The sequence below is a fragment of the Pseudomonas sp. B7(2017) genome (assembly GCF_002112745.1).
GTDB lineage: Bacteria > Pseudomonadota > Gammaproteobacteria > Pseudomonadales > Pseudomonadaceae > Aquipseudomonas > Aquipseudomonas ekonensis.
Map to the genome: position 1 here is coordinate 15058 of NZ_NEIP01000015.1, position 25912 is coordinate 40969.

Consider the following 25912-nt stretch of genomic DNA (forward strand, 5'->3'; position numbering starts at 1 on the left):
TAAAACCGCCTCCAACATCACCCGAAACGCTACACACGGTAGCACCCGTGAAAAGCCCGCCGTTCCTGCCTTCGAGGTCAAATTCCGGCATGGCGGGACACGCCCCCACCCATGCTGTAACAAATTGCCGCAAGAGCCCGTTCCCGTGGGGCTGCGGGCGGTTTTCAGGGCTCTATCAGACAACCCTTCGACTGTCGAGATATGGCGCTCACGGTCCTTTGCGTATACTGCGCACATGTTTTTCCCAACGGCTTTGCGTCCGCGATACGCCAAATGGCTGATCGCCACCGGACTCTTCCTGATGCTCAGTGGCTGTGTTGACAAACCCAACACCCTGGAGCGCGTAAAGGAGGACGGCGTGCTGCGGGTCATCACCCGTAACAGCCCCGCCACCTACTTTCAGGATCGCAGCGGTGAAACCGGCTTCGAATACGAGCTGGTGAAGCGCTTCGCCGACGATTTGGGGGTCGAGCTGAAGATCGAGACCGCCGACAACCTCGACGACCTGTTCGACCAGGTCGGCAAGCCCAACGGCCCGGTGCTGGCCGCCGCCGGCCTGGTCAGCAGCGAACAGCGCACCAAGCAGGTGCGGTTCTCCCATCCCTATCTCGAAGTCACCCCGCAGGTCATCTACCGCAACGGCCAATCGCGCCCCACCGAACCGGGCGACCTGGTCGGCAGGAAGATCATGGTGCTCAAGGGCAGCACCCACGCCGAGCAATTGGCCGAGCTGAAGCGCAAGTACCCCGGCATCGAATACGAAGAGTCGGACGCCGTCGAGGTGGTCGATCTGCTGCGCATGGTCGACGAAGGCCAGATCGACCTGACCCTGGTCGACTCCAACGAAGTGGCGATGAACCAGGTGTACTTCACCAACGTGCGCGTGGCCTTCGACCTGGGCGACGCCCGCAGCCAGAGCTGGGCGGTGGCGGCCGGCGAAGACAACAGCCTGCTCAACGAGATCAACGCCTACCTCGACAAGGCCCAGAAGAACGGTACCCTGCAGCGCCTCAAGGACCGCTACTACGGCCACGTCGACGTCCTCGGCTACATGGGCGCCACCACCTTCGCCCAGCACCTGCAGCAGCGCCTGCCCAAATACGAACAGCACTTCAAGACCTACGCCAAGAAAGAGAAGGTCGACTGGCGCCTGCTGGCCGCCATCGGCTACCAGGAATCGCTGTGGCAACCGGCGGTCACCTCCAAGACCGGCGTGCGCGGCCTGATGATGCTGACCCAGAACACGGCCCAGGCCATGGGCGTGTCCAACCGCCTGGATCCCAAGCAAAGCATCATGGGCGGCGCCAAGTACCTGGCCTACATGAAGGACCAGCTCGACGAATCGATCCAGGAACCGGACCGCACCTGGTTCGCCCTGGCGGCCTACAACGTCGGCATCGGCCACCTCGACGACGCGCGCAAGCTGGCCTCCCGCGAGGGCCTGAGCCCGGACAAGTGGCTGGACGTGAAGAAGATGCTGCCGCGCCTGTCGCAGAAGCAGTGGTACAGCAAGACCCGCTACGGCTACGCCCGGGGCGGCGAGCCGGTGCACTTCGTGGCGAACATCCGCCGCTACTACGACATCCTCACCTGGGTGACCCAGCCGCAGCTTGAAGGCACGCAAGTGGCCGAGGGTAACCTGCACGTGCCGGGCATCGACAAGTCCAAGCCGGCGCAGGAACCTGCGCCGCTCTGACCCCAATCTGATGCGACAGCGGCGCCTCGACTGACGCAATCGCCTGCAGGCTGGCTCCCACCTTGTCTTGCTGTCACCGCAGATTCTGCATCCACCCAAGCCCCCTTGTGGGAGCCAGCCTGCTGGCGATAGCAGCCTGTCTTGCGGCTACCGCAGACTCTGCCTCCACCCTAGCCCCCTATGGGAGCCAGCCTGCTGGCGATTGCAGCCACCTTGTCTTGCGGCTACCGCAGACTCTGCCTCCACCCTAGCCCCCTGTGGGAGCCAGCCTGCTGGCGATTGCGGCCAGCGCAAGACAAGGCAGGAACGGCGGTGCTCAGGCCTTGGCGGCAGCCAGGATCAGCGCCTTCATTTCGGACACGGCGGACTTGAAGCCGACGAACAGCGCATGGGCCACCAGCGCATGGCCGATGTTCAGCTCGTTGATGCCCTTGATCGCCGCGACCGCCTCGACGTTGTGGTAGTGCAGGCCGTGGCCGGCGTTGACGATCAGCCCCTGGGCCAGACCGAACGCCACGCCGTCGGCCACGCGCTTGAGCTCCTCGGCCACATCCGCCGGGGTTTCGGCGTCGGCATAGCGTCCGGTGTGCAGTTCGATGGCCGGTGCGCCCACCCGCTTGGAGGCGGCGATCTGCCGCTCGTCGGCGTCGATGAACAGCGACACTTCGCTGCCGATCTTCGACAGGCGCTCCACCGCCGCCTTGATCCGCGCCTCTTGCCCGGCCACATCGAGGCCGCCTTCGGTGGTCAGTTCCTGGCGGGTTTCCGGCACCAGGCAGATGTGCGCCGGACGGATGCGCTCGGCGAACGCCATCATTTCCTCGGTGACGCCCATTTCGAAGTTCATGCGGGTCTGCAGCACGTCCTTGAGCAGCAGCACGTCGCGCTCCTGGATGTGCCGGCGGTCTTCGCGCAGGTGCACGGTGATCCCGTCGGCGCCCGCCTCTTCCGCGTCCAACGCCGCCTTGACCGGATCCGGGTAACGCGTGCCGCGGGCCTGGCGCAGGGTGGCGACGTGGTCGATGTTCACGCCGAGAAGAATGCGATTGCTGGTGGTCACGGATGCGCTCCTGAATTGAGGGATTCGGCGCACAGCATACGGGCTGATCAGGACTTGCGAAACAGCTCGCGGCTGACCAGGGGACGGCCGCCCAGGTGAACGGCCAGGGCCTGGCGCATCAGGCGCTTGGCGGCCGACAGCGCACCGGGCGCCGACCAGTCGGCGTCGGCCATGGCCAGCAGTTCGGTGCCGTTGAACAGCCCCGGCTGCAGCAGGTGCACCTGTTCGAGACCGGCGTCCACCTGCAGGCGGTAGAGCCCGTCCGGGGCGATAGGCTCGCCGTGGATGTCGGTGTTCAGCGCGAAGCCGTAGCCCAGGTCATCCAGCAGGCGCCACTCGAACGAACGCAGCAGCGGCTCCAGCGGCCGGCCTTCGGCCAGGGCCAGCAGCGTGGCGGCGTAGTGATCGAATACCGACGGATGCGGGTCTTCGGCGGGCAGCAGGCGGATCAGCAGCTCGTTGAGATAGAGGCCGCTGAACAGCGCCTCGCCGTTGAGCCAGACGGCGGTGCCGGCGCTCTCCATGCGTCCGACGTTCTTCAGCTCACCGCGCCCGCGGAACTCGACCTCCAGCGGCACGAACGGCCGCGCCAGCGTGCCGGCCTTGCCCCGCGCACCGCGCAGCACCGCCCGCAGCCGGCCTTGCGGCGTGAGGAAATCCACCAGCGCGCTGGTTTCGCGGTAGGCGCGCGAATGCAGGACGTAGGCAGGCTGGGCGGGAGGCGGAGTGTGCGACATGGGGACCTTATGCGAAAACGCGGTTGTTCACATGGCCAAAATCACTGTGGGAGCGAACTCGCCCGCAAATGCAGCGTATCAGTCGACCGACGCTTTGACTGATCCATCGCATCCGCGGGCAAGCCCGCTCCCACAGAAGGGGTTGCGGCGCAGCGCAAGCCCAGGGCTTACAGGTCGCCGTAGCCCAGCGAACGCAGTGCGCGCTCGTCGTCGGACCAGCCGCCCTTCACCTTCACCCACAGGTTGAGCATGACCTTGGAGTCGAACAGCAGCTCCATGTCCTTGCGCGCCTCGGTGCCGATGCGTTTGATGCGCTCGCCCTTGTCGCCGATGATGATTTTCTTCTGGCCGTCGCGCTCGACCAGAATCAGGCCGTGGATGTGCAGGGTCTTGCCCTGCTGCTTGAACTCTTCGATCTCCACGGTGATCTGGTACGGCAGCTCGGCGCCCAGCTGACGCATGATCTTCTCGCGGATCAGCTCGGCGGCGAGGAAACGGCTGCTGCGGTCGGTGATCTGGTCTTCCGGGAAGAAGTGATCGTTTTCCGGGAGGTGGTCGGCGATGACCTTTTCCAGCGCGTCGAGGTTGTGCCCGTGCTGCGCCGAGATCGGGATGATCTGCGCATTCGGCAGCTGTTCCTGCAGCCAGGACAGGTGCGGCATCAGCTCGGCCTTGTCCTCGATGCGGTCGGTCTTGTTCAGCGCGACGATCAGGGGGCCGGTCACGAACTGCACGCGTTCGAGCACCATCTGGTCCTCTTCGGTCCACTTGGTGCGGTCGACCACGAAGATCACCACGTCGACGTCTTTCAACGCCGCCGAGGCGGTCTTGTTCATGTAGCGGTTCAGGGCCTTTTCGCCGCCCTTGTGCATGCCGGGGGTGTCGACGTAGATCGCCTGCACGTCACCCTCGGTCTTGATGCCGAGCATGTTGTGGCGGGTGGTCTGCGGCTTGCGCGAGGTGATCGCCAGCTTCTGGCCGAGGATGTGGTTGAGCAGCGTGGACTTGCCCACGTTGGGGCGGCCGACGATGGCGACATAGCCACAGCGTGTTGCGGTTGATTCAGTCATTGCCATTCTCCACGCCCAGGGCGATCAGTGCGGCGGCGGCGGCCACCTGTTCGGCGATCCGGCGGCTCACGCCTTGCCCGCGGCTCTTTTCGTTCAACAGGACAACTTCGCACTCGACGAAGAAGGTTCGGCAGTGCGGCTCGCCCTGGATGTCCACCACCTCGTAGCGCGGCAGTTCGCAGCTGCGCGACTGCAGGAATTCCTGCAGACGGGTCTTGGGATCCTTGTTGGTGTCCACCAGCGTCAGGCCCTCGAACTCGCCGGCCAGCCAGGCCAGCACGCGCTCGCGGGCCGTTTCCATGCCGGCGTCGAGGTAGATCGCGCCGATCAGGGCTTCGAGGGCGTCGGCCAGGATCGATTCGCGGCGGAACCCGCCGCTCTTCAGCTCGCCGGAGCCCAGGCGCAGGTAGTCGCCCAGGTCGAAGCCACGGGCCAGCACGGCCAGGGTCTCGCCCTTCACCAGCCGGGCGCGAAGACGCGACAGCTGGCCTTCACGGGCCAGCGGGAAGCGCTCGAACAGCGCCTCGCCTGCGACGAAGTTGAGGATCGCATCGCCGAGGAATTCCAGACGCTCGTTGTTGCGTCCGGCAAAGCTGCGGTGCGTGAGGGCCAGGACCATCAGTTCCTGGTCCTTGAAGGTGTATCCGAGCTTGCGCTCCAGACGGCTCAAAGAAACGCTCACGGTTTACCCACGCTGAGTTCGTGGCTGGACTCCACCGCCATCGCCGGATTGCGGCGCAGGCCTGGAACAATTAACGCTGTGTTCAAATATAACGTCCTGACTATCGTTGGCTTCATGCCCCGGGCCGATTGTGCCGGCGCCAGAAATGCATTCGGCGCTGTGGTCAACAGCGCCGTGTGTGATTACTTGATCAGGCCGACCCGCGAGAAGTTCGGCAGGTGGCTGAGTTTCGGTTCCGGCCAGCTCATCCAGACCGCGAAGGCCTTGCCGACGATGTTGCGGTCGGGGACCATGCCCAGGAGATCCTTCGGAATGCTCGGATCGTCCCAGTAGCGGCTGTCGTTGGAGTTGTCGCGGTTGTCGCCCATCATGAAGTAGTGCCCGGCCGGCACGGTCCACGAACGGTCCGGCGTGGCGCGGTAACGGCTCATTTCCTTGCGGATCAGGTGCTCGGCGGCACCGAGCTTTTCCTTGTACAGCTCGGCGCTGCCCAGGGTGCCCGGCTCGGAGCCGACCAGTTGCTCGGCCACCGACTCGCCGTTGACGAACAGGCGCTTGTCGGCGGTGTAGCGCACCGTGTCGCCCGGCAGGCCGACCACACGCTTGATGTAGTTGACGTTCGGGTCGCTCGGGTAGCGGAACACCATCACATCGCCCCGCTGCGGGTCGCCGACCTCGATGACCTTCTTGTCGATCACCGGCAGGCGGATGCCGTAGGAGAACTTGTTCACCAGGATGAAGTCGCCGACGTCCAGGGTCGGTTTCATCGAGCCGGACGGGATCTGGAACGGTTCCACCAGGAACGAACGCAGCACCAGCACGATGAACAGCACCGGAAAGAACGACTTGCCGTACTCGACCAGCAGCGGCTCCTTGTTCAGCTTCTCCAGCACCACACCGTCAGGCTGGCTGACGCTGCCCTGGTAGGAAGCGATGGCAGCACGCCGACGCGGTGCCAGGATCAACAGATCGAGCAACGCCAACAGGCCGCAGACGAACACGGCGATGACCAGCAACAGCGGGAAATTTAGTGACATAGGACCTGATTATTCCAACCTGAGCACGGCGAGGAAGGCATCCTGCGGAATCTCCACGTTGCCGACCTGTTTCATGCGTTTCTTACCGGCCTTCTGCTTCTCCAGCAGCTTCTTCTTACGGCTCACGTCACCGCCGTAGCATTTGGCCAATACGTTCTTCCTGAGTGCCTTGACGGTTGTCCGGGCAACGATCTGGCCGCCAATGGCGGCCTGGATGGCCACGTCGAACATCTGCCGCGGGATCAGCTCTTTCATCTTCTCGGTCAACTGGCGACCTTTGAAGTGCGAATTGTCACGGTGCACGATCAGCGCCAGGGCGTCGACCTTGTCGCCGTTGATCAGCACGTCCAGCTTCACCAGATTAGCCGATTGGTAACGATCGAAATGGTAGTCCAGCGAAGCATAGCCGCGGCTGGTGGATTTCAGGCGGTCGAAGAAGTCGAGCACCACTTCGTTCATCGGCAGGTCGTAGGTCACTTGCACCTGGTTGCCGAGGAACAGCATGTCGACCTGCACGCCGCGCTTTTCGATGCACAGGGTGATGACGTTGCCCAGGTGCTCCTGCGGCACCAGGATGTTGGCCCGCACGATCGGCTCGCGCATGTCTTCGATGGCCGAGACGTCCGGCAGCTTCGACGGGTTGTCGACGTAGATCGTTTCGCCGGTCTTGAGCACCAGCTCGAAGATCACCGTCGGCGCCGTGGTGATCAGGTCCAGGTCGTATTCGCGCTCCAGGCGCTCCTGGATGATCTCCATGTGCAGCATGCCGAGGAAGCCGCAACGGAAGCCGAAGCCCAGGGCGTCGGAGCTTTCCGGGGTGTACTGCAGCGACGAGTCGTTGAGGGTCAGCTTCTGCAGCGCTTCGCGGAAATCCTCGAAATCGTCGGAGCTGACCGGGAACAGACCGGCGTAGACCTGCGGCTGGATGCGCTTGAAGCCCGGCAGCACTTCGACGTCCGGGGTCGAGCTGAGGGTCAGGGTGTCGCCGACCGGGGCACCGTGGATGTCCTTGATGCTGGCGATGATGAAGCCCACTTCGCCGGCCTTAAGGTCCGCGGTGGCGGTGTGTTTCGGGTTGAACACGCCGACGCTGTCGACCAGGTGCACCTTGCCGGTGGATTTCACCAGGATCTTGTCGCCCTTCTTCACGCGGCCGTGACGCACGCGCACCAGGGAGACGACGCCCAGGTAGTTGTCGAACCAGGAGTCGATGATCAGCGCCTGCAGCGGCGCGTCGATCTCGCCGGTCGGCGCAGGGATGGTGTTCACCAGGCGTTCGAGCACGTCGTCGACGCCCAGGCCGGTCTTGGCGCTGCAGGTGACGGCGTCGGTGGCGTCGATGCCGATGATCTTCTCGATCTCGTCCTTCACGCGCTCAGGCTCGGCCTGCGGCAGGTCGATCTTGTTCAGGACCGGCATGACCTCCAGGCCCTGCTCGATGGCGGTGTAGCAGTTGGCCACGGACTGGGCCTCGACGCCTTGGCCGGCGTCGACCACCAGCAGCGCGCCTTCGCAGGCCGCCAGGGAACGGCTGACTTCGTAGGTGAAGTCGACGTGGCCCGGGGTGTCGATGAAGTTCAGCTGATAGGTGACGCCGTCTTTGGCCTTGTAGTACAGGGTGACGCTGTGGGCCTTGATGGTGATCCCGCGCTCACGCTCCAGATCCATGGAATCCAGCACCTGGGCTTCCATTTCGCGGTCGGCCAGGCCGCCGCACATCTGGATGAAACGATCGGCCAGCGTCGACTTGCCATGGTCAATGTGGGCGATGATGGAGAAATTGCGGATATGACTCAAATCACTCACGGATCAACACTCAAAAAGGCTGCAGGCTTGGCCCGCCGAAAAATAGCCGGGAATTGTACCTGATACACGGCGCAAGCGTCACGTTCGCCTGTCACCCCGATTGCATGCAAAAACGCCCCGGTCTGTCGACCGGGGCGTCCTCTTGGCTAAAGCGCGGATGAAACCTCGTTCATCAACCGGCCCGACGCAGCAGCCAGACGCCCGCCAGGGCACACACGCCCGCCGGCACCAGCACCGCGAACAGCGGCGAGAAACCGAACACCAGGCTCGACGGGCCCAGCAGGTCCTGCACGATGCGGAAGGTGAAGCCCACCAGCACGCCGGTGAACACCCGCTGACCGAGGGTCACCGAACGCAGCGGGCCGAAAATGAACGAGATCGCCATCAGCACCAGCGCGGCGGTGACCAGCGGCTGCAAGACCTTGACCCAGAACGCCAGCCAGTAACGGCCGTTGCTCAGCCCCTGCTCGGCCAGGTAGTGGATGTAGCCCCACAGGCCGGAGATCGACAGCGATTCCGGCGCCATGACCACGGTGCTCAGCAGTTGCGGGCTCAGGGACACGTCCCAGCGTTCGGTCGGCGTGTTGACGACTTCGGTGCTGCGCTCGTGGAACAGCGTGGTGGTCACGTCGGTGAGCTGCCAGTGGTCGCCGTCGAAATCCGCACGCTTGGCGAAGCTGGAGCTGAGCAGGTGGCGCTCCTTGTCGAAGTGGTAGCGCGTCACGCCATACAGCAGACCGTTCGGCTGCACGGCGTTGATGTGGATGAACTCATCCCCCTGACGGTGCCACATGCCGTGCTTGGCGCTCTGCGCGTCGCCGCTGCCCTGGGCCAGGGAACGGTTGGCCTGGGCCATGCTTTCGGTGGCCGGCGCGACGTACTCGCCGATCAGCACGCCGGCCAGCATCAGCACCAGCATCGGCTTCATGACCGCCCAGACGATGCGCCCGATGGACACGCCCGCCGCCCGCATCACGGTCAGCTCGCTGCTGCTGGCCAGGCTGCCCAGACCGATCAGGCAGCCGATCAGCGCCGCCATCGGCAGCATGTCGTAGAGCCGGCGCGGTGCGGTCAGCAGCACGAAGCTGAGCACGTCGACCAAGGTGTAGGTGTCGGTGACGTCGCTCATCTCATCGATGAACGCGAACAGGGTGGCCAGGCCGAGGATGATCGCCAGCACCGCGATGATCGCGATGAACACGCTGCTGCCGATGTAGCGGTCGAGCTTAACCACGGGCCACCTCCAGCGCAGCGGCGCGGCGGCTGGCCAGCTTCAGGCGCAGCGGCTCCCAGTACAGCAGGCCGAGGCCGATGATCAGGAAGATGGCATGCACCCACCACAGGCCGAGGGCCGGCGGGATCTTGCCTTTTTCGAGGGCGCCGCGGGCGGCGATCAGGATGGTCAGGTAAGCCATATAAAGGAGGATCGCCGGCAGCAGCTTGAGGAAACGCCCTTGACGCGGGTTGACCCGCGACAGCGGCACCGCCATCAGGGTGACGATGAACACCAGCAGCGGCAGCGACAGGCGCCATTGCAGTTCGGTGCGCGAACGGATGTCGTCGCTGCCCAGCAGGCTCGAGGTCGGCATCGCGTCACGGTCGGTGACCTCTTCGCTGACGTCGGGCTTGGGCAGCAGCACGCCGTAGGTTTCGTAGTGGATGGCGCGGTAGTCGGCCTGGCCCGGGCTGCCGTCGTAGCGGTAGCCGTTGTCGAGGATCAGGTAGCGGTTGCCGTCCGGGCGGATTTCCTGACGGCCCTTTTCGGCCACCAGCACGGAAATCCCGCGGTCCTTCTGGTTGGCGCCGAGGTTCTTCTGCGAGATGAACACGCTGCCGAGGTTGACCCGGTCGTCGCTCAGGGTTTCGGTGTAGGTCACCCGGGTGCCGTCGCGCAGCGCCTGGAAGCGGCCCGGCTCAAGGGTGTCGAACTCGGTCAGGGCGTCCTGCTTGTTCAGCAGCAGCTGGAACTGGTTGGCGCCCTGGGGAGCCAGGCTCAGGCTCAGCCATGCGACCACCAGCGCCACCAGCGCCGCCGGGAACAGGGTCATGCGCAGCAGGCGCTGCTGGCTCATGCCGGTGGCCGACAGCACGGTCATTTCGCTTTCCAGGTACAGCCGGCCGTAGGCCAGCAGGATCCCCAGGAACAGGCCCAGCGGCAGGATCAGCTGCAAAAAGCCCGGCAGACGGAAGCCCATGATCAGGAACAGCGATCCCGGATCGAGCTGGCCGGCGGCGGCCTGGGCAAGGTATTTGATGAAGCGCCCGCTCATGATGATGACCAGCAGCACGGCGCTCACCGCACTCAGGGTCAACAGGACTTCGCGGGACAGATAACGGAAGACGATCAAACCAGACACTCCAGGGTTGTCAGGCTAAGGCGGCCGAACAAGCGAACGTATCGGGCGGCCCGCCAGGCAGAGCCGCCGAAAAAAGATGCGGCATTATCCTGTGATTGGGCGCGCCTGTCACTGCGCGCACTCACGCAAGCGCGCAATCGGTTGAAGATTGCGTCCGCCGAGGGTTGTCAGGCGAAGGGAGCGAGGTTCAAACTGCCGCCTTCGCCGCAGGCACAGGCCTGCGCCCTTTCTATCCGAAAGGCAGGCGGCTGCGGACATCGCCGGACGCCTGCATGTTGACCATTCATTCAGGGATCCAGACATGGAACTGGTTGTAAAAAGCGTTAGCCCGGAAACGTTGAAAACCGCCACCCTGGTGGTTGCCGTCGGCGAAGGCCGCAAACTCGGCGTCGCCGCCCGGCAGGTCGACGAACTGAGCGGCGGCGCCATCAGCGCCGTCCTCAAGCGCGGCGACCTGGCCGGCAAGGTCGGCCAGAGCCTGCTGCTGCACAGCCTGCCGAACCTGAAGGCCGAGCGCGTGCTTCTGGTGGGCGTGGGCAAGGACGAAGAACTGGGCGACCGCCCGTTCCGCAAGACCGTCGCCGGCATCCTCAACACCCTCAAGGGCCTGGGCGGCAGCGACGCCGCGCTGGCGCTGGACGAAATCATCGTCAAGGGCCGTGACAGCTACGGCAAGACCCGCCTGCTGGCCGAGACCCTGATCGACGGCGGCTACACCTTCGACCAGTTCAAGAGCCAGAAGGCCGAGCCGCGCGCACTCAAGAAAATCACCCTGCTGACCATCAAGGCCGCCCAGGCCGAAGTGCAGCGCGCCGTGACCCACGCCACCGCGATCGCCAACGGCATGGCGTTCACCCGTACCCTGGGCAACCTGCCGCCGAACGTCTGCCACCCGGTGTACATGGGCGAACAGGCCAAGAGCCTGGGCAAGGAGTTCAAGGACCTGAAAGTCGAAGTCCTCGACGAGAAGAAGATCAAGGCGCTGGGCATGGGCTCGTTCTACGCCGTCGGCCAGGGCAGCGCCCAGCCGCCGCGCCTGATCGTCATGCAGTACAACGGCGGCAAGAAGTCCGAGAAGCCGTATGCGCTGGTGGGCAAGGGCATCACCTTCGACACCGGCGGCATCAGCCTGAAGCCGGGCGCCGGCATGGACGAGATGAAGTTCGACATGGGCGGCGCCGCCAGCGTGTTCGGCACCCTGCGCGCCGTGCTTGAGCTCAAGCTGCCGATCAACCTGGTGTGCATCCTGGCCTGCGCCGAGAACATGCCGAGCGGCACCGCCTCGCGTCCGGGCGACATCGTCACCACCATGAGCGGCCAGACCGTGGAGATCCTCAACACCGACGCCGAAGGCCGCCTGGTGCTGTGCGACGCCCTCACCTACGCCGAGCGCTTCAAGCCGCAGGCGGTGATCGACATCGCCACCCTGACCGGCGCCTGCGTGGTCGCCCTCGGCGCCCACACCTCGGGCCTCTTGGGCAACAACGACGAGTTGATCGGGCAACTGCTGAGCGCCGGCCAGGCCGCCGACGACCGCGCCTGGCAACTGCCGCTGTTCGACGAGTACCAGGAGCAGTTGGACAGCCCGTTCGCCGACATCGCCAACATCGGCGGGCCGAAGGCCGGCACCATCACCGCCGCGTGCTTCCTGTCGCGCTTCACCAAGAACCTGAACTGGGCGCACCTGGACATTGCCGGCACCGCCTGGACCAGCGGCGGCAAGGACAAGGGCGCCACCGGCCGTCCGGTGCCTCTGCTGACCCAGTACCTGCTGGACCGCGCCAAGGCCTGAAACCGATGACGCAAAGCGGCGTCCCTGCACCGGGACGCCGCCCTGCGCTCAGGAACCGCAATGACCAAAGTCGACTTCTATATCCTGCCCAGCGCCGATCCCTCGGCCCGCCTGGACTTCGCCTGCAAGCTCACCGAAAAGGCCTGGCGCATGGGCCACCGCATCTACCTGCATTGCAGCGATGCCGCCCAGCGCGATGACCTCGACGCGCGCCTCTGGGCGTTCAAGGGCGAAACCTTCGTGCCCCACGGCCCCGCCGACAGCGAACCGGACGGCGCGATCGTGCTGGGGCTGGGCGACGACTGCGGCCAACACCAGGACTTGCTCGTCAACCTGGACCTGAAAGTCCCGGCCTTCGCCGCCCGCTTCGCCCGCGTGGCGGAAGTGGTGGTGGAGGATCCGGCGATCCGCCAGGCCGCGCGGGAGAGTTTCCGCTTCTACCGCGAACAGGGCTATCCTCTGCAAGACCACCGTTTACAGCGACTCTGAGTACGCCGATGGACACTCCAAAACCGCTGCAAAAGCCTGCGCACCTGCTGGACGACCTGGAGTCGATCCGTCAGTTGCTCGGCGACGACAACCTGCAGCCGCCGCTGCTGACCGAGACGGTCACCGAAAGCGCACAGGAACAGATTCCGATGCTGTTCGAGGCCGTGGCCCCTGCGCCTGAAGCCATCGAGCCGCCACCCGCTCCAACGCCGGCTCCGGCGCCAACCCCAGCGCCCGCTGCTCCGGCCGCCCCCGCCGCCAAGGGGCCGGACGCCCTGCTGCACCTGGACAGAGAACTGCGCGCCGCCGCGCAGCTGATCATGCAGGACGTGATCGACGACTTCGCCCCGCACATCGAAACCGAAATCAAGCGCCGCCTCGAGGCGCGGATGGAACGGCTGCTCAACCAGTACGAATGACCGCCACCCTGTGGGAGCCAGCCTGCTGGCGATAGCATCGCCTCGGGCTTCCCGAAAACCTCAGTGCCAGCATCGCCGGCAGACCCGCTCCTACATTTTGCCCCGCCGCTCCCCGGCCCCGCTCGCCCTGCGCCCCTCGCCCCGCTATACTTCCCGGCTTTTCCTGAATAAATGCCAATAGGGTCCCGCCGCGCATGGATAAGACCTACCAGCCGCACGCCATTGAAACTTCCTGGTACAACACCTGGGAGTCCGAGAACTACTTCGCCCCGCAAGGCGCGGGCGACTCCTACACCATCATGATCCCGCCGCCGAACGTCACCGGCAGCCTGCACATGGGTCATGGCTTCAACAACGCGATCATGGACGCCCTGATCCGTTTCCGCCGCATGCAGGGCCGCAACACCCTGTGGCAACCGGGCACCGACCACGCCGGCATCGCCACCCAGATGCTGGTGGAGCGCCAGCTCGAAGCCACCGGCCAGAACCGCCACGACCTGGGCCGCGAGAAATTCCTGGAGAAGGTCTGGGAATGGAAGGAGCAGTCCGGCGGCAACATCAGCCGGCAGATCCGCCGCCTGGGCTCGTCCGTGGACTGGAGCCGCGAGCGCTTCACCATGGATGACGGCCTCTCGGAAGCGGTCAAGGAAGCGTTCGTGCGCCTGCACGAAGACGGCCTGATCTACCGCGGCAAGCGCCTGGTCAACTGGGACACCAAGCTGCACACGGCGATCTCCGACCTCGAAGTGGAGAACCACGACGAGAAAGGCTTCCTGTGGAACCTGAAATACCCGCTGGCCGACGGCGCGAAGACCGCTGAAGGCAATGACTTCCTGATCGTCGCCACCACCCGTCCGGAAACCATGCTCGGCGACTCCGCCGTGGCCGTGAACCCGAACGACGAGCGCTACAAGGCCCTGATCGGCAAGTTCGTCGAGCTGCCGCTGGTCGGCCGCCGCATCCCGATCATCGCCGACGACTACTGCGACCCCGAGTTCGGCACCGGCTGCGTGAAGATCACCCCGGCCCACGACTTCAACGACTACGAAGTCGGCAAGCGCCACAACCTGCCGCTGCTCAACATCTTCGACAAGAACGCCCACGTGCTGCCGGCAGCCCAGGCGTTCAACCTCGACGGCACCCTGAACGAGACCGTCGACGGCAAGATCCCGGCCGAATACGCCGGCCTTGAGCGCTTCGAGGCGCGCAAGCAGATCGTCGCCGCGTTCGACGCCGCCGGCCTGCTGGTCAGCGTCGACGACCACAACCTGAAAGTGCCGAAGGGCGACCGCTCCGGCACCGTCATCGAGCCGTGGCTGACCGACCAGTGGTACGTCTCCACCAAGCCTCTGGCCGAGCCGGCGATCGCCGCCGTGGAAGACGGCCGCATCCAGTTCGTGCCCAAGCAGTACGAAAACATGTACTTCTCGTGGATGCGCGACATCCAGGACTGGTGCATCAGCCGTCAGCTGTGGTGGGGCCACCGGATCCCGGCCTGGTACGACGAGTCGGGCAAGGTCTACGTGGGCCGCGACGAAGCCGAGGTCCGCGCCAAGCACAACCTGGGCGCCGACGTCGCGCTGCAGCAGGACAACGACGTGCTGGACACCTGGTTCAGCTCGGGCCTGTGGACGTTCTCCACCCTGGGCTGGCCGGAGAAGACCGAGTTCCTGAAGAAATTCCACTCCACCGACGTGCTGGTCACCGGCTTCGACATCATCTTCTTCTGGGTCGCCCGGATGATCATGCTGACGATGCACCTGATCAAGAACGAGGACGGCACGCCGCAGGTTCCGTTCAAGACCGTGTACGTGCACGGCCTGGTGCGTGACGGCCAGGGCCAGAAGATGTCCAAGTCCAAGGGCAACGTCCTGGATCCTCTGGATATCATCGACGGCATCGAGCTCGAAGCCCTGGTGCAGAAGCGCACCTCCGGCATGATGCAGCCCAAGCTCGCCAAGAAGATCGAGAAGCAGACCCGCGACGAGTTCGCCGACGGCATCGCCAGCTACGGCACCGACGCCCTGCGCTTCACCTTCTGCTCGCTGGCCTCCACCGGCCGCGACATTAAGTTCGACATGGGCCGCGTCGAGGGCTACCGCAACTTCTGCAACAAGATCTGGAACGCCGCACGCTACGTGCTGGACAAGGGCGAAGACTGCGGCCAGAACGGCGAAGCCTACGAACTGTCGCTGGCCGACCGCTGGATCATCTCGCAGCTGCAGCGCACCGAAGCCGAAGTGACCCGCCAGCTGGACCAGTTCCGTTTCGACCTCGCGGCGCAAGCGCTGTACGAGTTCATCTGGAACCAGTACTGCGACTGGTACCTGGAGCTGTCCAAGCCTGTGCTGTGGGACGAGAACGCGCCGGTCGAGCGCCAGCGCGGCACACGCCGCACCCTGGTGCGCGTGCTGGAAGTGGCCCTGCGCCTGGCCCACCCGTTCATGCCGTTCATCACCGAAGAGATCTGGCAGCGCATCGCGCCGCTGGCCGGCATCCAGGGCAAGACCATCATGCTGCAGGCTTGGCCGGTGGCCAACGAAGCGCGCATCGATGCGGCGGCCGAAGACGACATCGAATGGCTCAAGGGCCTGATGCTCGGCACCCGCAACATCCGCGGCGAGATGAACATCGGCCCGGGCAAGCCGCTGCCGATCTACCTGAAGAACGTCAGCGCCGAAGACCAGCGCCGCCTGATCGAGAACGAAGCGCTGCTCAAGAAGCTGGCGCGCCTGGAATCGATCACCGTGCTGGCCGAAGGCGAAGAGGCGCCGCTGTCCGCCACCGCGCTGGTGGGCGAGATGGAAGTGCTGGTGCCGATGGCCGGCCTGATCGACAAGGACGCTGAACTGGCGCGCCTGGACAAGGAAATCCTGCGCCTGCAAGGCGAAGTCCAGCGCGTGGGCGGCAAGCTGTCCAACGCCGGTTTCGTCGACAAGGCCCCGGCCGAAGTCATCGAGAAGGAACGCGCCAAGCTGGCCGAGGCCGAACAGGCCCTGGGCAAGCTGGCCGAGCAGCACGCGCGGATCGCCAGCCTGTAACGGCAGACCGCACCGAAAAAGGGAGGCCCGCAACGGCCTCCCTTTTTTTCGCCTGCTCGTTATCTGACTGCCAATGAATATCCCTGTGGGAGCGGGCTTGCCCGCGAATGCGGTGTGTCAGCCATCAACTGCGTGACTGACACTCCCTCTTCGCGGGCAAGCCCGCTCCCACAGAGGATTTGTGTTGCCTCGGGATTGGGTTCACACCCTCCGGATATGGGACAATGCCCACCACTTTCAGCCTTATCCGAATCGATTTCGCCCATGACCGCTCCACGTCCACCCAAGCCAGCGCGCAAGAAGCCTGAAGCCAAGCCACCGGCCGCCAACGGCGCGCCCAAGGAAAAGGCCAGCCTGCACCCGCGCAACCGCCACCAGGGCCGCTACGACTTTCCGGCGCTGATCAAGAGCACGCCGGAGCTGGCGAAGTTCGTGATCATCAACCCGTACGGCAAGGAAAGCATCGACTTCGCCAGCCCCGACGCGGTGCGGGTGTTCAACCGGGCGCTGCTCAAGTCGTTCTACGGCATCGCCCATTGGGACATTCCCGCCGATTTCCTCTGCCCGCCGGTGCCGGGGCGCGCCGACTACGTGCATTTCCTCGCCGACCTGCTGGCCGAAGGCAATGACGGCACGATCCCCCGCGGCGCCTCGGTGAAGGTGCTGGACGTGGGCGTGGGCGCCAACTGCATTTATCCGCTGATCGGCCACAGCGACTATCGCTGGCACTTCACCGGCTCGGACATCAACGCCACCGCCCTCGGCGCTGCCCGGGCGATCATCCAGGCCAATGGCCTGGCCAAGGCGATCCAGGTCCGCCCGCAGGCCAACCCGAAGCACATCCTGGCGGGCCTGCTGGCGGCCGACGAACGCTTCGAGCTGACGATGTGCAACCCGCCCTTCCACGCCTCCATCGAGGAAGCCACCCGCGGCAGCTCGCGCAAATGGCGGGCGCTGGGCAAGGCCGATCCGAAGCGCAAACTGCCGGTGCTGAACTTCGGCGGCCAGGCGGCGGAACTGTGGTGCGAGGGCGGCGAGGCGCGTTTCGTCACCCAACTGATCAGCGAGAGCGCCCAGGTGGCGCAGCAGGTCCTGTGGTTCAGCACGCTGGTGTCGAAGGCGTCGAACCTGCCGGCGGTGCAAGCGGCGCTGAACAAGGCCGGCGCCCTGCAAAGCCGGGTGGTGGAAATGGGCCAGGGGCAGAAGCAGAGCCGCTTCGTCGCCTGGACGTTCCTGACCCATGAGCAGCATCAGGCCTGGCGCCGGGCGCGCTGGAGCCAGGCCCCGGCGCACTAGCGCTTTTGCGCCGCCCACAAAAAAACCGTGCCCGGATCGCTCCGGCGCACGGTTTTTTTTATCGCTGCGTCTTACTTGTTCACAGCGTCGGTCAGGCCTTTGGCCACAACCAGCTTGATCACTTTCTTGGCAGGGATTTCGATGGCTGCGCCAGTCGACGGGTTACGGCCGGTACGGGCAGGACGCTCGGTCACTTTCAGCTTGCCGATGCCTGGCAAGGTGATTTCGCCGCCGTTTTCCAGCTGATCGGCAACGATTTGGCCCAGCTGGTCCAGAGCGTTGCGCGCGGTGGTTTTCGGCGCGTCGATAGCTTCGGCGATGTCGGCGATCAGTTGGTCTTTAGTAAGAGCCATTTGGTGTTCCTTCCCTATCAAATTCATATGGATTGCAGAGTGCAGTGTCAGCCATCGAGCCCGATCTTCTGGATCCGGCACCCTCGGCGATAACCACGACGAGTCGGGGTTATAGATGCCGAAATCAAGGTTTGGTTCGACCTGACAAAAGCTGAATGCATGCTTGTCGCGGTGACTTCGCGAAAGACCGGGCAAAACTAGCACAGAGACAAGGAAATATCCGCCTCTAGCTAGCCAAATGGTCAGGTTTATTGCGCTAAATCGGTAAAAAAATGCATAAGGGTCGTCCGATGGCCCGGTTTTACCCTGCACCCCGCGCCAAAAGCGGCGGTTGGGGTACACTGGGCGCTTTTTCGGGGGCGCCCGCCCGCCTCCCCTCCAACAGCCGAGAAGCCCATGCCGATCCGTCACTGCATCGTCCACCTGATCGACAAAAAACCCGACGGCACCCCCGCGGTCCTGCATGCCCGCGACTCCGAACTGGCGGAGTCCGCGGCCATCGAGAACATGCTCGCCGACCTCAACGAAAGCTACAACGCCAAGCAAGGCAAGGCCTGGGGTCTGTTCCATCCGGAGTCCGGGGCGTTTCCGTTCAGCGGCTGGCTGAAGGAGTACCTCGACGGCGGCCAGGACTTCACCGCATTCAGCCGGGTGGCGGTGGAGCACCTGCAGAAGCTGATGGAAGAATCCAACCTGTCGGTGGGCGGCCACGTGCTGTTCGCCCACTACCAGCAAGGCATGACCGACTACCTGGCCATCGCCCTGCTGCACCACAGCGAAGGCGTGGCGGTGACCGACGAGCTGGACGTGACCCCCTCGCGCCACCTCGACCTGGGCCAATTGCACCTGGCGGCGCGGATCAACGTCTCCGAGTGGCAAAACAACAAGCAGTCCAAGCAGTACATCTCGTTCATCAAGGGCAAGAACGGCAAGAAGGTGTCGGAATACTTCCGCGACTTCATCGGCTGCCAGGAAGGCGTCGACGGTCCGGGCGAGACCCGCACCCTGCTCAAGGCCTTCAGCGACTTCGTCGAAAGCGAAGACCTGCCCGAAGACTCCGCCCGCGAGAAGACCAAGGCCCTGGTGGACTACGCCAGCAGCCAGGCCAAGCTCGGCGAGCCGGTGGGCCTTGAGGAACTCTCGGAGCTGATCGACGAAGACCGTCCGAAGGCGTTCTACGACCACATCCGCAACAAGGACTACGGCCTGTCGCCGGAGATCCCGGCGGACAAGCGCACCCTCAACCAGTTCCGCCGCTTCACCGGCCGCGCCGAAGGCCTGTCGATCAGCTTCGAGGCTCACCTGCTGGGCTCCAAGATCGAGTACGACGAAGAAGCGGGCACCCTGGTGATCAAGGGCCTGCCGACCTCGCTCACCGATCAGTTGAAGCGGCGCAACTGATGCTCGGCAATGTGCTGAAGAAAGTCCTGCTGGTGCTGCTGGTGGTCGTGGCCTACCAGAACTGGGGCAAGATCGAGCGGGTGTTCAACCCGTCGCAGATGCTCCCGGAGCAGGTTCGCGCCAACGCCCGGGTCGTGCTCTATTCCACCGACTGGTGCGGCTACTGCAAGCAGACCAAACGTTTTCTCGACGGCAAGGGCATTGCGTTCACGGAGTTCGACATCGAGAAGGACGCCGAGGCGCGCAAGGCCTATGAAGCCTTGGGCGGGCGCGGGATTCCGCTGATCGACGTCAACGGCACGCTGATCCGCGGCTTCGACCCGGACGAAATCCTCGCCGCCCTGAAGTAGACAGACAGGTGGGAGCCAGCCTGCTGGCGATGACGTCAGCCGAGGCGCCTCAGGGCGGTCAAGGCAGCCGCTCCCGCACCGGGAACCTCAGCGGGCCTCGATGCGGAACCCCAACCGCGGAAAGTGCACATGCACCACCCCGGCCCGTGCGTCTTCGCGGCGCAGGATCAGTTCTTCGAGGCCGGCGAACACCAACTCCCCTTCCACCGGATCCACCCCGTAATCCGTCGCGGCAATCGCCACCCGCTGTCCGGCCACGAATCCGTTCGGATCGGCGAACGCCTCATCCGGCAACGCAGCCGGCGTTGCATTGCGCGCGACCTCCAGCGCCTCGTCGGCGCTCATCTCGCTCGCCGCGCCGTGACCGAAGCCCAGCACCCGCCCCAACCATGCGGCCACAGCCGGATAGGCGTCCACCAGCGGCGCCGTCACATGCGTAGCCTTGAGGAACCACAGCGGATGCGCCAGGGCGAAGTCCGCTACCGACGGTTCGCCGAACAGGAAGTCGCCCTGTTCGCGCTGCAATTGCTGCTCCAGGCGCGCCATGAGGGTCGGCCACTGATGCTTGGCCTGCTCGGCAGGCAGTCTCGCCGCGCTGCCGCCGCTGAACAGCCCGGCCCGGTCGGCCATGAACGCCTTGATCGCCTCCGGCGGCAACTTGCCGAAGCGCGCCGCCACCGACTCCGGCTGGAACACCAGGCTGACCGCATGCGGAAACACCACCGAATCGGCCCACGCGGCGAACCCGGCGACGACCATTTCCTGCCCCTCGGGGAAAAACGCCGGCAAGGCCTTTTCCTGCTCCAGGCGCCGGGCGATCAGGGCGGTGTCGCAATAGATGTCCGCACCGACCTGCAGCACCGGCGTCTTGCGGTAGCCGCCGGTGAGCGCGGTCAGGTCCGGCTTGGGCATCACCGGCGAGATGTGCACCGAACGCCAGGACAATCCCTTGAAACCCAAGAGCAGCCGGGCCTTTTCGGCGAATGGGGACGCGGGGTAATGGTGAAGGATCAACTCGGACATGCTCGGCTCCGCCGCACAGTAGGTGAATCCGCAGCTTAGCCTGCATTTGGATGGCAGCCTACGGATGCGGGCGACGGGAACCGATCAGTCAGATTGATAAGACGCCACCAGGCATTCCTTGGCGCTTTTCCTGAGTTTCTTGATCAGCCGCTCCTGGCGCAGCGCATCGCCCTTGTCCCGGCAGCGCTCGGTGTAGACCAGCGCCATCGCCGGGCTGGACAGGAAGAACCGCGCGCCCTTGCCGCTCTGGTGCTTGGCGAAGCGGCGCACGGGATCGTCGCTGATCCCGCAGTACAGCGAACCGTTGGCCGCGCGGACGAGGTAGACGAACCAGGCCTTGGCCGCAGGCGCATCGGTGTCGACAGGGTTTTCGCTCAAGGTGGTCACGGGGCGGTCGCAGGCGTGTGGGAAACAGCCCGCGATCTTATCAGCGACCGGCCTGGAATGCCTTCAGCCCTTTGAGCGCCTGCGCGCGCACGGCGTTGGCCACCAGCGGCGTCCAGCCCAGCAGCAGGCCCTTGAAGCCCAATGCCTGGCGCGACCAGCGCCACAGGTCGAAACGGTCGTGGTGCTCGCAGATCTTGCCGTCGCGGAACACGAAACGCGCCTGGATGTCGTTGACCACCGTGTTGCCGGTCTGGCTGAACAGGTAGGTCGCCACCCAGTGGGCGCCGCCGCTGCGCTCGTCGGCGCGGACGTTGTCGAAGGTCAGGGAGAAATCCTTGGCGCGGGTGGTGAGCATGCGCCACATGTCGCCGGCGTCGCGCCCGCGCAGTTCGCCGAAGGCCGGATCGCTGAACACCACGTCGTCGGTGTAGCAGGCGGCCATGGCCTCGGCGTCGAGGCGCTGGAAGGCCTGGTAGAAACGGGTGATCACGGCGCTGTTGGCTTCACTCACGGGCAAACTCCATGCTTAAGGACACAATGCCAGCACGATAATCCGCAAACGGTCGAAACACTATCGGCATTCGCACGCCGAATACTGGCAAAACACCTGCAGGAGCGAGCCTGCTGGCGATGAAGCCGGCAGCCTGCCCCCCCGTCATCGCGAGCAGGCTCGCTCCTACAGGGGCTTGCGGCGCGGCGGGAACGGTGGGAGCCGGCCTGCCGGCGATGGTGTCCGTGAAGACGCCGCCGGCCCCAGGGTTCAGACCTTCTCGCTCTGCACCTGCACATACAGCGCCCGCCCGGCACCGAGGCCGGCGAGGATGGCGCCCGCGCCGACGATGCCGAAGATCCAGCCCACCGCGTTCCAGCCACCGGTCCAGTCATGCACCACGCCGACCGCGAACGGCCCCATCGACGCCAGGGTGTAGCCGAAGCCCTGGGACATGCTCGACAGGTTGGCCGCCACGTGGGAATCGCGCGAGCGCAGCACGATCAGCGTCAACGCCAGGCTGAACGTGCCGCCCTGCCCCAGGCCCAGCAGGATCGCCCAGCCCCACAGGCCTTCGATCGGCGCATAGAGGCAGCCGAACAGGCCGCCGAGGGTCAGCGCCATCACCACCACGATCGCCAGGCGCTGATCCTTGCCGCGGGTGGCCAGCCACGGCGCGGCCAGGGAGCTGGCGAGCTGGATGATCACCGAACCGGACAGCACCAGGCCGGCCTGGGTCGGCGTCAGGCCGCGGCCGATCAGGATCGACGGCAGCCAGCCGAACACGATGTAGGCCAGCGACGATTGCAGGCCCATGTAGAGGGTCACCTGCCAGGCCAGCGGATCGCGCAGCAGGCCGCGCACCCGGTAGGCGACGTGGTGCGCCCCCTGCTTCTGCCCCACCTGCGGCAGCCAGAACAGCGCCGCCGCCAGCGCCGGCACCACCCAGATGCCCAGCCCCAGCGCCCAGCTGTCGCCGAAGTGCTGGCTCAGCGGCACGGTCGAGCCCGCCGCCATCGCCGCCCCCAGGCACAGCGCCATGGTGTACACGCCGGTCATGGTGCCGGCGTGCTTGGCGAAGTCGCGCTTGACGATGCCCGGCAGCAGCACGCCGATGATGCCGATGCTGGCGCCGCCCAGCACGCTGCCGGTGAACAGGCCGACGGCACCGAAGTTGCTCCGCAGGATGATGCCGCAGGCCAGGGTCAGCAGGATCCCCAGCACCACCCGCTCGGCGCCGAACCTCCGGGCCAGCACCGGCGCCAGCGGGGCGAACAGCCCCAGGCACAGCACCGGCAAGGTGGTCAGCAGCCCGGCCTGGGCCGCTGACAGGCCGAGGCTTTTCGACACCTCGCCCAGCAGCGGCGCCATGCTCGACAGCGCCGGGCGCAGGTTCAGCGCCACCAGGATCAGCCCCAGCAGCAACAGCCACGGACGACGCACCAGCGGATGGCTCTGCTGCACCTGCGCGTCATCGGCTTCGGCGTCGATCAGCAGCTCTTCGAGCTCGGCCGTGCGTTTGGAGGGTGTGGACAACTCGCTGCGGGACATGGGCTTCTCGGTTTCAAGGTTCATTGATCAACTGCCTCGACAAGGCTTTGGCCCGTTCCGGGTCGCGCTGTTCGACGGCATCGAGCAAGGCGATGTGCAGGTCGAACACTTCCTGGCGGCGCGGGACGATGTTCAGGGTCTGGCGCAGCTGCGCGCCGACAATGCTGGAGAAATAGCGGTACAGCTCGCTGAGGGTGGGGTTGTGCGCGGCGTCCACCAGACGGCGGTGGAACACCAGGTCGCAGGCGATGTAGGTGTCCAGGTCGCCGTGGTAGTGGCAGCCGCTGACGCCGAGCGCCTCGCGCAGGGCCGTCAGGTCTTCGTCGGTGCGGCGCAGGGCTGCCAGGCCGATGGCCTCGACTTCCAGGATGTGCCGGGTTTCCCGGGCCTGATCCAGGGAGCAGCGCGACAGCGCCTTGAGCGCGTCCAGCGGATCGACCGCCGCCCGCAGGTAGCTGCCGTCGCCTTGGCGGATCTCGATCAGCCCGGAGAACGCCAGCACGCGCATGGCCTCGCGCACCGTGTTGCGGCTGATGCCCAGCTCGGCGCACAGCTCAGGTTCGGTCGGCAGGCGCTGGCCCACCGTCCACACGCCGTCGTTGATGCGCTGGCGCAATTGATCCACAGCCTGGTCGACCAGGGAACGCTTGATCAATGGAGAGGTGTCTGACATGGAATTCGCCCTGTCATCCAATCATCGGATGAATTTTTCGGACATGGTAATGAACCGTCTCCGAGAGGACAACCCTTGATCCAGCCCGGTGGTGCCCTCACCGACGCCATCGCCAGGAGGATGGCTCCCACAGTTTTTTACGGTGAACAGAGAATCTGCCAGCACCGCAATTCCCTGTGGGAGCGGGCTTGCCCGCGATGAGGCCGGTACATCCGACACCCCGGCGCCTGCCCCACTGCCATCGCCAGCAGGCTGGCTTCCACAAACACCGGGCAAAAATAAACCCGGAACAGGTCCGGGTTCATTTCACCGCCAGCCGTCGATCAGTGCAGGATCTGGCTGAGGAACAGCTTGGTGCGGTCATTCTGCGGGTTGTCGAAGAAGTCGTTCGGCGCGGCCTGTTCGACGATTTCGCCCTTGTCCATGAAGATCACCCGGTTGGCCACGGTGCGGGCGAAGCCCATTTCGTGGGTCACGCAGAGCATGGTCATGCCGTCTTCGGCCAGGCCGATCATGGTGTCGAGCACTTCCTTGACCATTTCCGGGTCGAGGGCCGAGGTCGGTTCGTCGAACAGCATGATCTTCGGCTTCATGCACAGGGCGCGGGCGATCGCTACACGCTGCTGCTGGCCGCCGGACAGCTGCCCCGGGTACTTGTTCGCCTGCTCCGGAATGCGCACGCGTTCCAGGTAGTGCATGGCGATTTCCTCGGCCTTGCGCTTGGGCATCTTGCGCACCCACATCGGCGCCAGCGTGCAGTTCTGCAGGATGGTCAGGTGCGGGAACAGGTTGAAGTGCTGGAACACCATGCCGACTTCGCGGCGGATCGCTTCGATCTGCTTGAGGTCGTTGGTCAGTTCCGTGCCGTCGACGACGATGCGGCCCTGCTGGTGCTCTTCCAGACGGTTGAGGCAGCGGATGGTGGTGGACTTGCCCGAACCGGACGGGCCGCACAGCACGATGCGCTCGCCCTGCCGCACGTTGAGGTTGATGTCCTTGAGCACGTGGAACTGGCCGTACCACTTGTTCACGCCCTGCATCTGGATGATGCCTTCGGCGCCCGCAGGTTTCTTGATTGCTTCGCTCATTTACACAGAACTCCTAACGCTTGTGGCCGGTGTCGAGCTTGCGTTCCAAATGCATGGAATAGCGCGACATGCCAAAACAGAAAATCCAGAACACCAGGGCGGCGAACACGTAGCCTTCGGTGGCCATGCCCAGCCATTTCGGATCGGCAGCGGCCTGCTTGACGCTGTTGAGCAGGTCGAAGAGGCCGATGATGATCACAAGGCTGGTGTCCTTGAACAAAGCGATGAAGGTGTTGACGATGCCGGGGATCACCAGCTTCAGGGCCTGCGGCAGGATCACCAGGCCCATCGCGCGCCAGTAGCCCAGGCCCATCGCGGCCGCGGCTTCGTACTGGCCCTTGGGGATCGCCTGCAGGCCGCCCCGCACCACCTCGGCCACGTAGGCCGACTGGAACAGGATCACGCCGATCAGCGCCCGCAGCAGCTTGTCGAAGTTCATGCCTTCAGGCAGGAACAGCGGCAGCATCACCGAGGACATGAACAGCACCGTGATCAGCGGCACGCCGCGCCAGAACTCGATGAAGGTCACGCAGACCACACGGATCGCCGGCAAGTTGGAACGCCGGCCCAGCGCCAGGAGGATCCCCAGCGGCAGCGCGCCGGCGATGCCGACGGTGGCGATCACCAGGGTCAGCATCAGGCCGCCCCACTGGCTGGTGGCGACGGTGGTCAGGCCGAACACGCCGCCGTGCAGCAGGCACCAGGCGATGATCGGGTAGACGACCAGGAAGCTCAGGCCGTAGATCGCCTTGCGCGGGAAGCGCGAGATGAACAGCGGCGCCACGCCGATGACCGCCAGCCACACGGTCAGGTCCACGCGCCAGCGCAGGTCGGCCGGGTAGTAACCGTACATGAACTGGCCGAAGCGCTGCTGGATGAACACCCAGCAGGCGCCTTCCTTGGTGCAGTCGGCGCGGGTGGTGCCGACCCAGTTGGCGTCCAGGATCGCCCAGTTGATCAGCGGCGGCACCACGAGGTAGATCAGGTAGAACGCGAACAGGGTCAGCAGGGTGTTGAGCCAGCTGGAGAACATGTTGGCGCGCATCCACGCCACCACGCCGATGCTGCTGCTCGGCGGGGGCATGTCAGGTTTGAAGGTATGAGTGCTCATGCG

General features: G+C 65.1%; 24 protein-coding genes. 8 read left to right on the forward strand and 16 right to left on the reverse strand.

Annotation, left to right across the window (positions count from 1 at the left end; translation table 11 throughout):
* Nucleotides 1–235: 235 nt before the first annotated feature.
* Complete coding sequence (gene mltF / locus CAG29_RS22395; protein ID WP_085578858.1) at nt 236–1696, forward strand: membrane-bound lytic murein transglycosylase MltF; 1461 nt, start codon at nt 236–238, stop codon at nt 1694–1696.
* A gap of 316 nt (nt 1697–2012) precedes the next feature.
* Here mltF and pdxJ read toward each other — a convergent pair whose 3' ends face one another.
* From pdxJ to lptF, 8 genes are all read right to left on the reverse strand, one after another.
* Complete coding sequence (gene pdxJ / locus CAG29_RS22400; RefSeq protein ID WP_085631611.1) at nt 2013–2756, reverse strand: pyridoxine 5'-phosphate synthase; 744 nt, start codon at nt 2754–2756, stop codon at nt 2013–2015.
* A gap of 47 nt (nt 2757–2803) precedes the next feature.
* Entirely contained in the window at nt 2804–3493 is a 690-nt protein-coding gene (recO, locus tag CAG29_RS22405; protein WP_085578854.1) for a DNA repair protein RecO, read from the reverse strand.
* 167 nt (nt 3494–3660) lie between these two features.
* A complete protein-coding gene (era, locus tag CAG29_RS22410; protein WP_085578852.1) occupies nt 3661–4563 on the reverse strand; it encodes a GTPase Era in 903 nt (300 codons plus the stop codon).
* Nucleotides 4556–5245 carry a ribonuclease III gene (gene rnc / locus CAG29_RS22415; RefSeq protein WP_085578849.1) on the reverse strand — a complete coding sequence of 230 codons (690 nt, stop codon included), beginning with the start codon at nt 5243–5245 and terminating at the stop codon, nt 4556–4558. The genes era and rnc overlap by 8 nt, the downstream gene beginning before the upstream one ends.
* Nucleotides 5246–5427: 182 nt before the next feature.
* Nucleotides 5428–6282 carry a signal peptidase I gene (gene lepB, locus CAG29_RS22420; protein WP_085578847.1) on the reverse strand — a complete coding sequence of 285 codons (855 nt, stop codon included), beginning with the start codon at nt 6280–6282 and terminating at the stop codon, nt 5428–5430.
* A gap of 9 nt (nt 6283–6291) precedes the next feature.
* The gene (lepA, locus tag CAG29_RS22425; RefSeq protein ID WP_085578845.1) at nt 6292–8088 is read right to left on the reverse strand and encodes a translation elongation factor 4; all 1797 of its coding nucleotides are present in this window, start codon (nt 8086–8088) and stop codon (nt 6292–6294) included.
* Between the two features lie 172 nt (nt 8089–8260).
* Complete coding sequence (lptG, locus tag CAG29_RS22430; protein WP_085578843.1) at nt 8261–9322, reverse strand: LPS export ABC transporter permease LptG; 1062 nt, start codon at nt 9320–9322, stop codon at nt 8261–8263.
* Entirely contained in the window at nt 9315–10436 is a 1122-nt protein-coding gene (gene lptF, locus CAG29_RS22435) for an LPS export ABC transporter permease LptF (protein WP_085631613.1), read from the reverse strand. The genes lptG and lptF overlap by 8 nt, the downstream gene beginning before the upstream one ends.
* 310 nt (nt 10437–10746) lie before the next feature.
* Between lptF and CAG29_RS22440 the strand changes: the two genes are divergently transcribed.
* The 5 genes from CAG29_RS22440 (at nt 10747) to rlmF (ending at nt 17482) form a co-directional block, all read left to right on the forward strand.
* The gene (locus CAG29_RS22440; protein ID WP_085578839.1) at nt 10747–12237 is read left to right on the forward strand and encodes a leucyl aminopeptidase; all 1491 of its coding nucleotides are present in this window, start codon (nt 10747–10749) and stop codon (nt 12235–12237) included.
* 60 nt (nt 12238–12297) lie between these two features.
* Complete coding sequence (locus tag CAG29_RS22445) at nt 12298–12726, forward strand: DNA polymerase III subunit chi (RefSeq protein ID WP_085578837.1); 429 nt, start codon at nt 12298–12300, stop codon at nt 12724–12726.
* Between the two features lie 8 nt (nt 12727–12734).
* Nucleotides 12735–13145, forward strand: coding sequence for a DNA polymerase III subunit chi (locus tag CAG29_RS22450; RefSeq protein ID WP_085695162.1), 411 nt, complete (start codon nt 12735–12737; stop codon nt 13143–13145).
* A gap of 194 nt (nt 13146–13339) precedes the next feature.
* A complete protein-coding gene (locus tag CAG29_RS22455) occupies nt 13340–16186 on the forward strand; it encodes a valine--tRNA ligase (RefSeq protein WP_085631617.1) in 2847 nt (948 codons plus the stop codon).
* 264 nt (nt 16187–16450) lie between these two features.
* On the forward strand, nt 16451–17482 hold the full coding sequence (gene rlmF / locus CAG29_RS22460; protein WP_085578831.1) for a 23S rRNA (adenine(1618)-N(6))-methyltransferase RlmF: 1032 nt from the start codon (nt 16451–16453) through the stop codon (nt 17480–17482).
* Nucleotides 17483–17553: 71 nt separating this feature from the next.
* Here rlmF and CAG29_RS22465 read toward each other — a convergent pair whose 3' ends face one another.
* Nucleotides 17554–17835 (reverse strand): HU family DNA-binding protein, encoded by a 282-nt coding sequence (locus tag CAG29_RS22465; protein WP_003221909.1) that lies wholly within the window; start codon nt 17833–17835, stop codon nt 17554–17556.
* A 396-nt stretch (nt 17836–18231) separates the two neighbouring features.
* Between CAG29_RS22465 and yejK the strand changes: the two genes are divergently transcribed.
* Nucleotides 18232–19236 carry a nucleoid-associated protein YejK gene (gene yejK, locus CAG29_RS22470; RefSeq protein ID WP_085578829.1) on the forward strand — a complete coding sequence of 335 codons (1005 nt, stop codon included), beginning with the start codon at nt 18232–18234 and terminating at the stop codon, nt 19234–19236.
* Nucleotides 19236–19586 (forward strand): glutaredoxin family protein, encoded by a 351-nt coding sequence (locus CAG29_RS22475; protein ID WP_085578826.1) that lies wholly within the window; start codon nt 19236–19238, stop codon nt 19584–19586. The genes yejK and CAG29_RS22475 overlap by 1 nt, the downstream gene beginning before the upstream one ends.
* Before the next feature lie 87 nt (nt 19587–19673).
* Here the strand turns inward: CAG29_RS22475 and CAG29_RS22480 are convergent, their stop codons facing one another.
* From CAG29_RS22480 to CAG29_RS22510, 7 genes are all read right to left on the reverse strand, one after another.
* Entirely contained in the window at nt 19674–20609 is a 936-nt protein-coding gene (locus tag CAG29_RS22480) for a glutathione S-transferase family protein (RefSeq protein ID WP_085695163.1), read from the reverse strand.
* A gap of 84 nt (nt 20610–20693) precedes the next feature.
* Nucleotides 20694–20996 (reverse strand): GIY-YIG nuclease family protein, encoded by a 303-nt coding sequence (locus tag CAG29_RS22485; RefSeq protein ID WP_085631621.1) that lies wholly within the window; start codon nt 20994–20996, stop codon nt 20694–20696.
* A 40-nt stretch (nt 20997–21036) separates the two neighbouring features.
* Complete coding sequence (locus CAG29_RS22490) at nt 21037–21507, reverse strand: nuclear transport factor 2 family protein (protein WP_085578820.1); 471 nt, start codon at nt 21505–21507, stop codon at nt 21037–21039.
* Nucleotides 21508–21756: 249 nt separating this feature from the next.
* Nucleotides 21757–23061 carry a CynX/NimT family MFS transporter gene (locus tag CAG29_RS22495; protein WP_085578818.1) on the reverse strand — a complete coding sequence of 435 codons (1305 nt, stop codon included), beginning with the start codon at nt 23059–23061 and terminating at the stop codon, nt 21757–21759.
* Nucleotides 23051–23710, reverse strand: coding sequence for a FadR/GntR family transcriptional regulator (locus CAG29_RS22500; protein WP_085578816.1), 660 nt, complete (start codon nt 23708–23710; stop codon nt 23051–23053). The genes CAG29_RS22495 and CAG29_RS22500 overlap by 11 nt, the downstream gene beginning before the upstream one ends.
* Before the next feature lie 323 nt (nt 23711–24033).
* A complete protein-coding gene (locus CAG29_RS22505; RefSeq protein ID WP_085578814.1) occupies nt 24034–24798 on the reverse strand; it encodes an amino acid ABC transporter ATP-binding protein in 765 nt (254 codons plus the stop codon).
* 13 nt (nt 24799–24811) lie between these two features.
* Nucleotides 24812–25909, reverse strand: a complete 1098-nt coding sequence (locus CAG29_RS22510; protein WP_085631625.1) for an amino acid ABC transporter permease — start codon at nt 25907–25909, stop codon at nt 24812–24814.
* Nucleotides 25910–25912 lie beyond the last annotated feature (3 nt).

Excerpts from the sequence above, each read along its gene's own strand:
- mltF (WP_085578858.1), top strand. The coding sequence starts at position 236 with ATGTTTTTCCCAACGGCTTTGCGTCCGCGATACGCCAAATGGCTGATC.
- recO (WP_085578854.1), bottom strand. The coding sequence starts at position 3,493 with ATGTCGCACACTCCGCCTCCCGCCCAGCCTGCCTACGTCCTGCATTCG.
- era (WP_085578852.1), bottom strand. The coding sequence starts at position 4,563 with ATGACTGAATCAACCGCAACACGCTGTGGCTATGTCGCCATCGTCGGC.
- lepB (WP_085578847.1), bottom strand. The coding sequence starts at position 6,282 with ATGTCACTAAATTTCCCGCTGTTGCTGGTCATCGCCGTGTTCGTCTGC.
- CAG29_RS22440 (WP_085578839.1), top strand. The coding sequence starts at position 10,747 with ATGGAACTGGTTGTAAAAAGCGTTAGCCCGGAAACGTTGAAAACCGCC.
- CAG29_RS22445 (WP_085578837.1), top strand. The coding sequence starts at position 12,298 with ATGACCAAAGTCGACTTCTATATCCTGCCCAGCGCCGATCCCTCGGCC.
- CAG29_RS22450 (WP_085695162.1), top strand. The coding sequence starts at position 12,735 with ATGGACACTCCAAAACCGCTGCAAAAGCCTGCGCACCTGCTGGACGAC.
- CAG29_RS22455 (WP_085631617.1), top strand. The coding sequence starts at position 13,340 with ATGGATAAGACCTACCAGCCGCACGCCATTGAAACTTCCTGGTACAAC.
- rlmF (WP_085578831.1), top strand. The coding sequence starts at position 16,451 with ATGACCGCTCCACGTCCACCCAAGCCAGCGCGCAAGAAGCCTGAAGCC.
- CAG29_RS22465 (WP_003221909.1), bottom strand. The coding sequence starts at position 17,835 with ATGGCTCTTACTAAAGACCAACTGATCGCCGACATCGCCGAAGCTATC.
- yejK (WP_085578829.1), top strand. The coding sequence starts at position 18,232 with ATGCCGATCCGTCACTGCATCGTCCACCTGATCGACAAAAAACCCGAC.
- CAG29_RS22475 (WP_085578826.1), top strand. The coding sequence starts at position 19,236 with ATGCTCGGCAATGTGCTGAAGAAAGTCCTGCTGGTGCTGCTGGTGGTC.
- CAG29_RS22480 (WP_085695163.1), bottom strand. The coding sequence starts at position 20,609 with ATGTCCGAGTTGATCCTTCACCATTACCCCGCGTCCCCATTCGCCGAA.
- CAG29_RS22495 (WP_085578818.1), bottom strand. The coding sequence starts at position 23,061 with ATGAACCTTGAAACCGAGAAGCCCATGTCCCGCAGCGAGTTGTCCACA.
- CAG29_RS22500 (WP_085578816.1), bottom strand. The coding sequence starts at position 23,710 with ATGTCAGACACCTCTCCATTGATCAAGCGTTCCCTGGTCGACCAGGCT.
- CAG29_RS22505 (WP_085578814.1), bottom strand. The coding sequence starts at position 24,798 with ATGAGCGAAGCAATCAAGAAACCTGCGGGCGCCGAAGGCATCATCCAG.
- CAG29_RS22510 (WP_085631625.1), bottom strand. The coding sequence starts at position 25,909 with ATGAGCACTCATACCTTCAAACCTGACATGCCCCCGCCGAGCAGCAGC.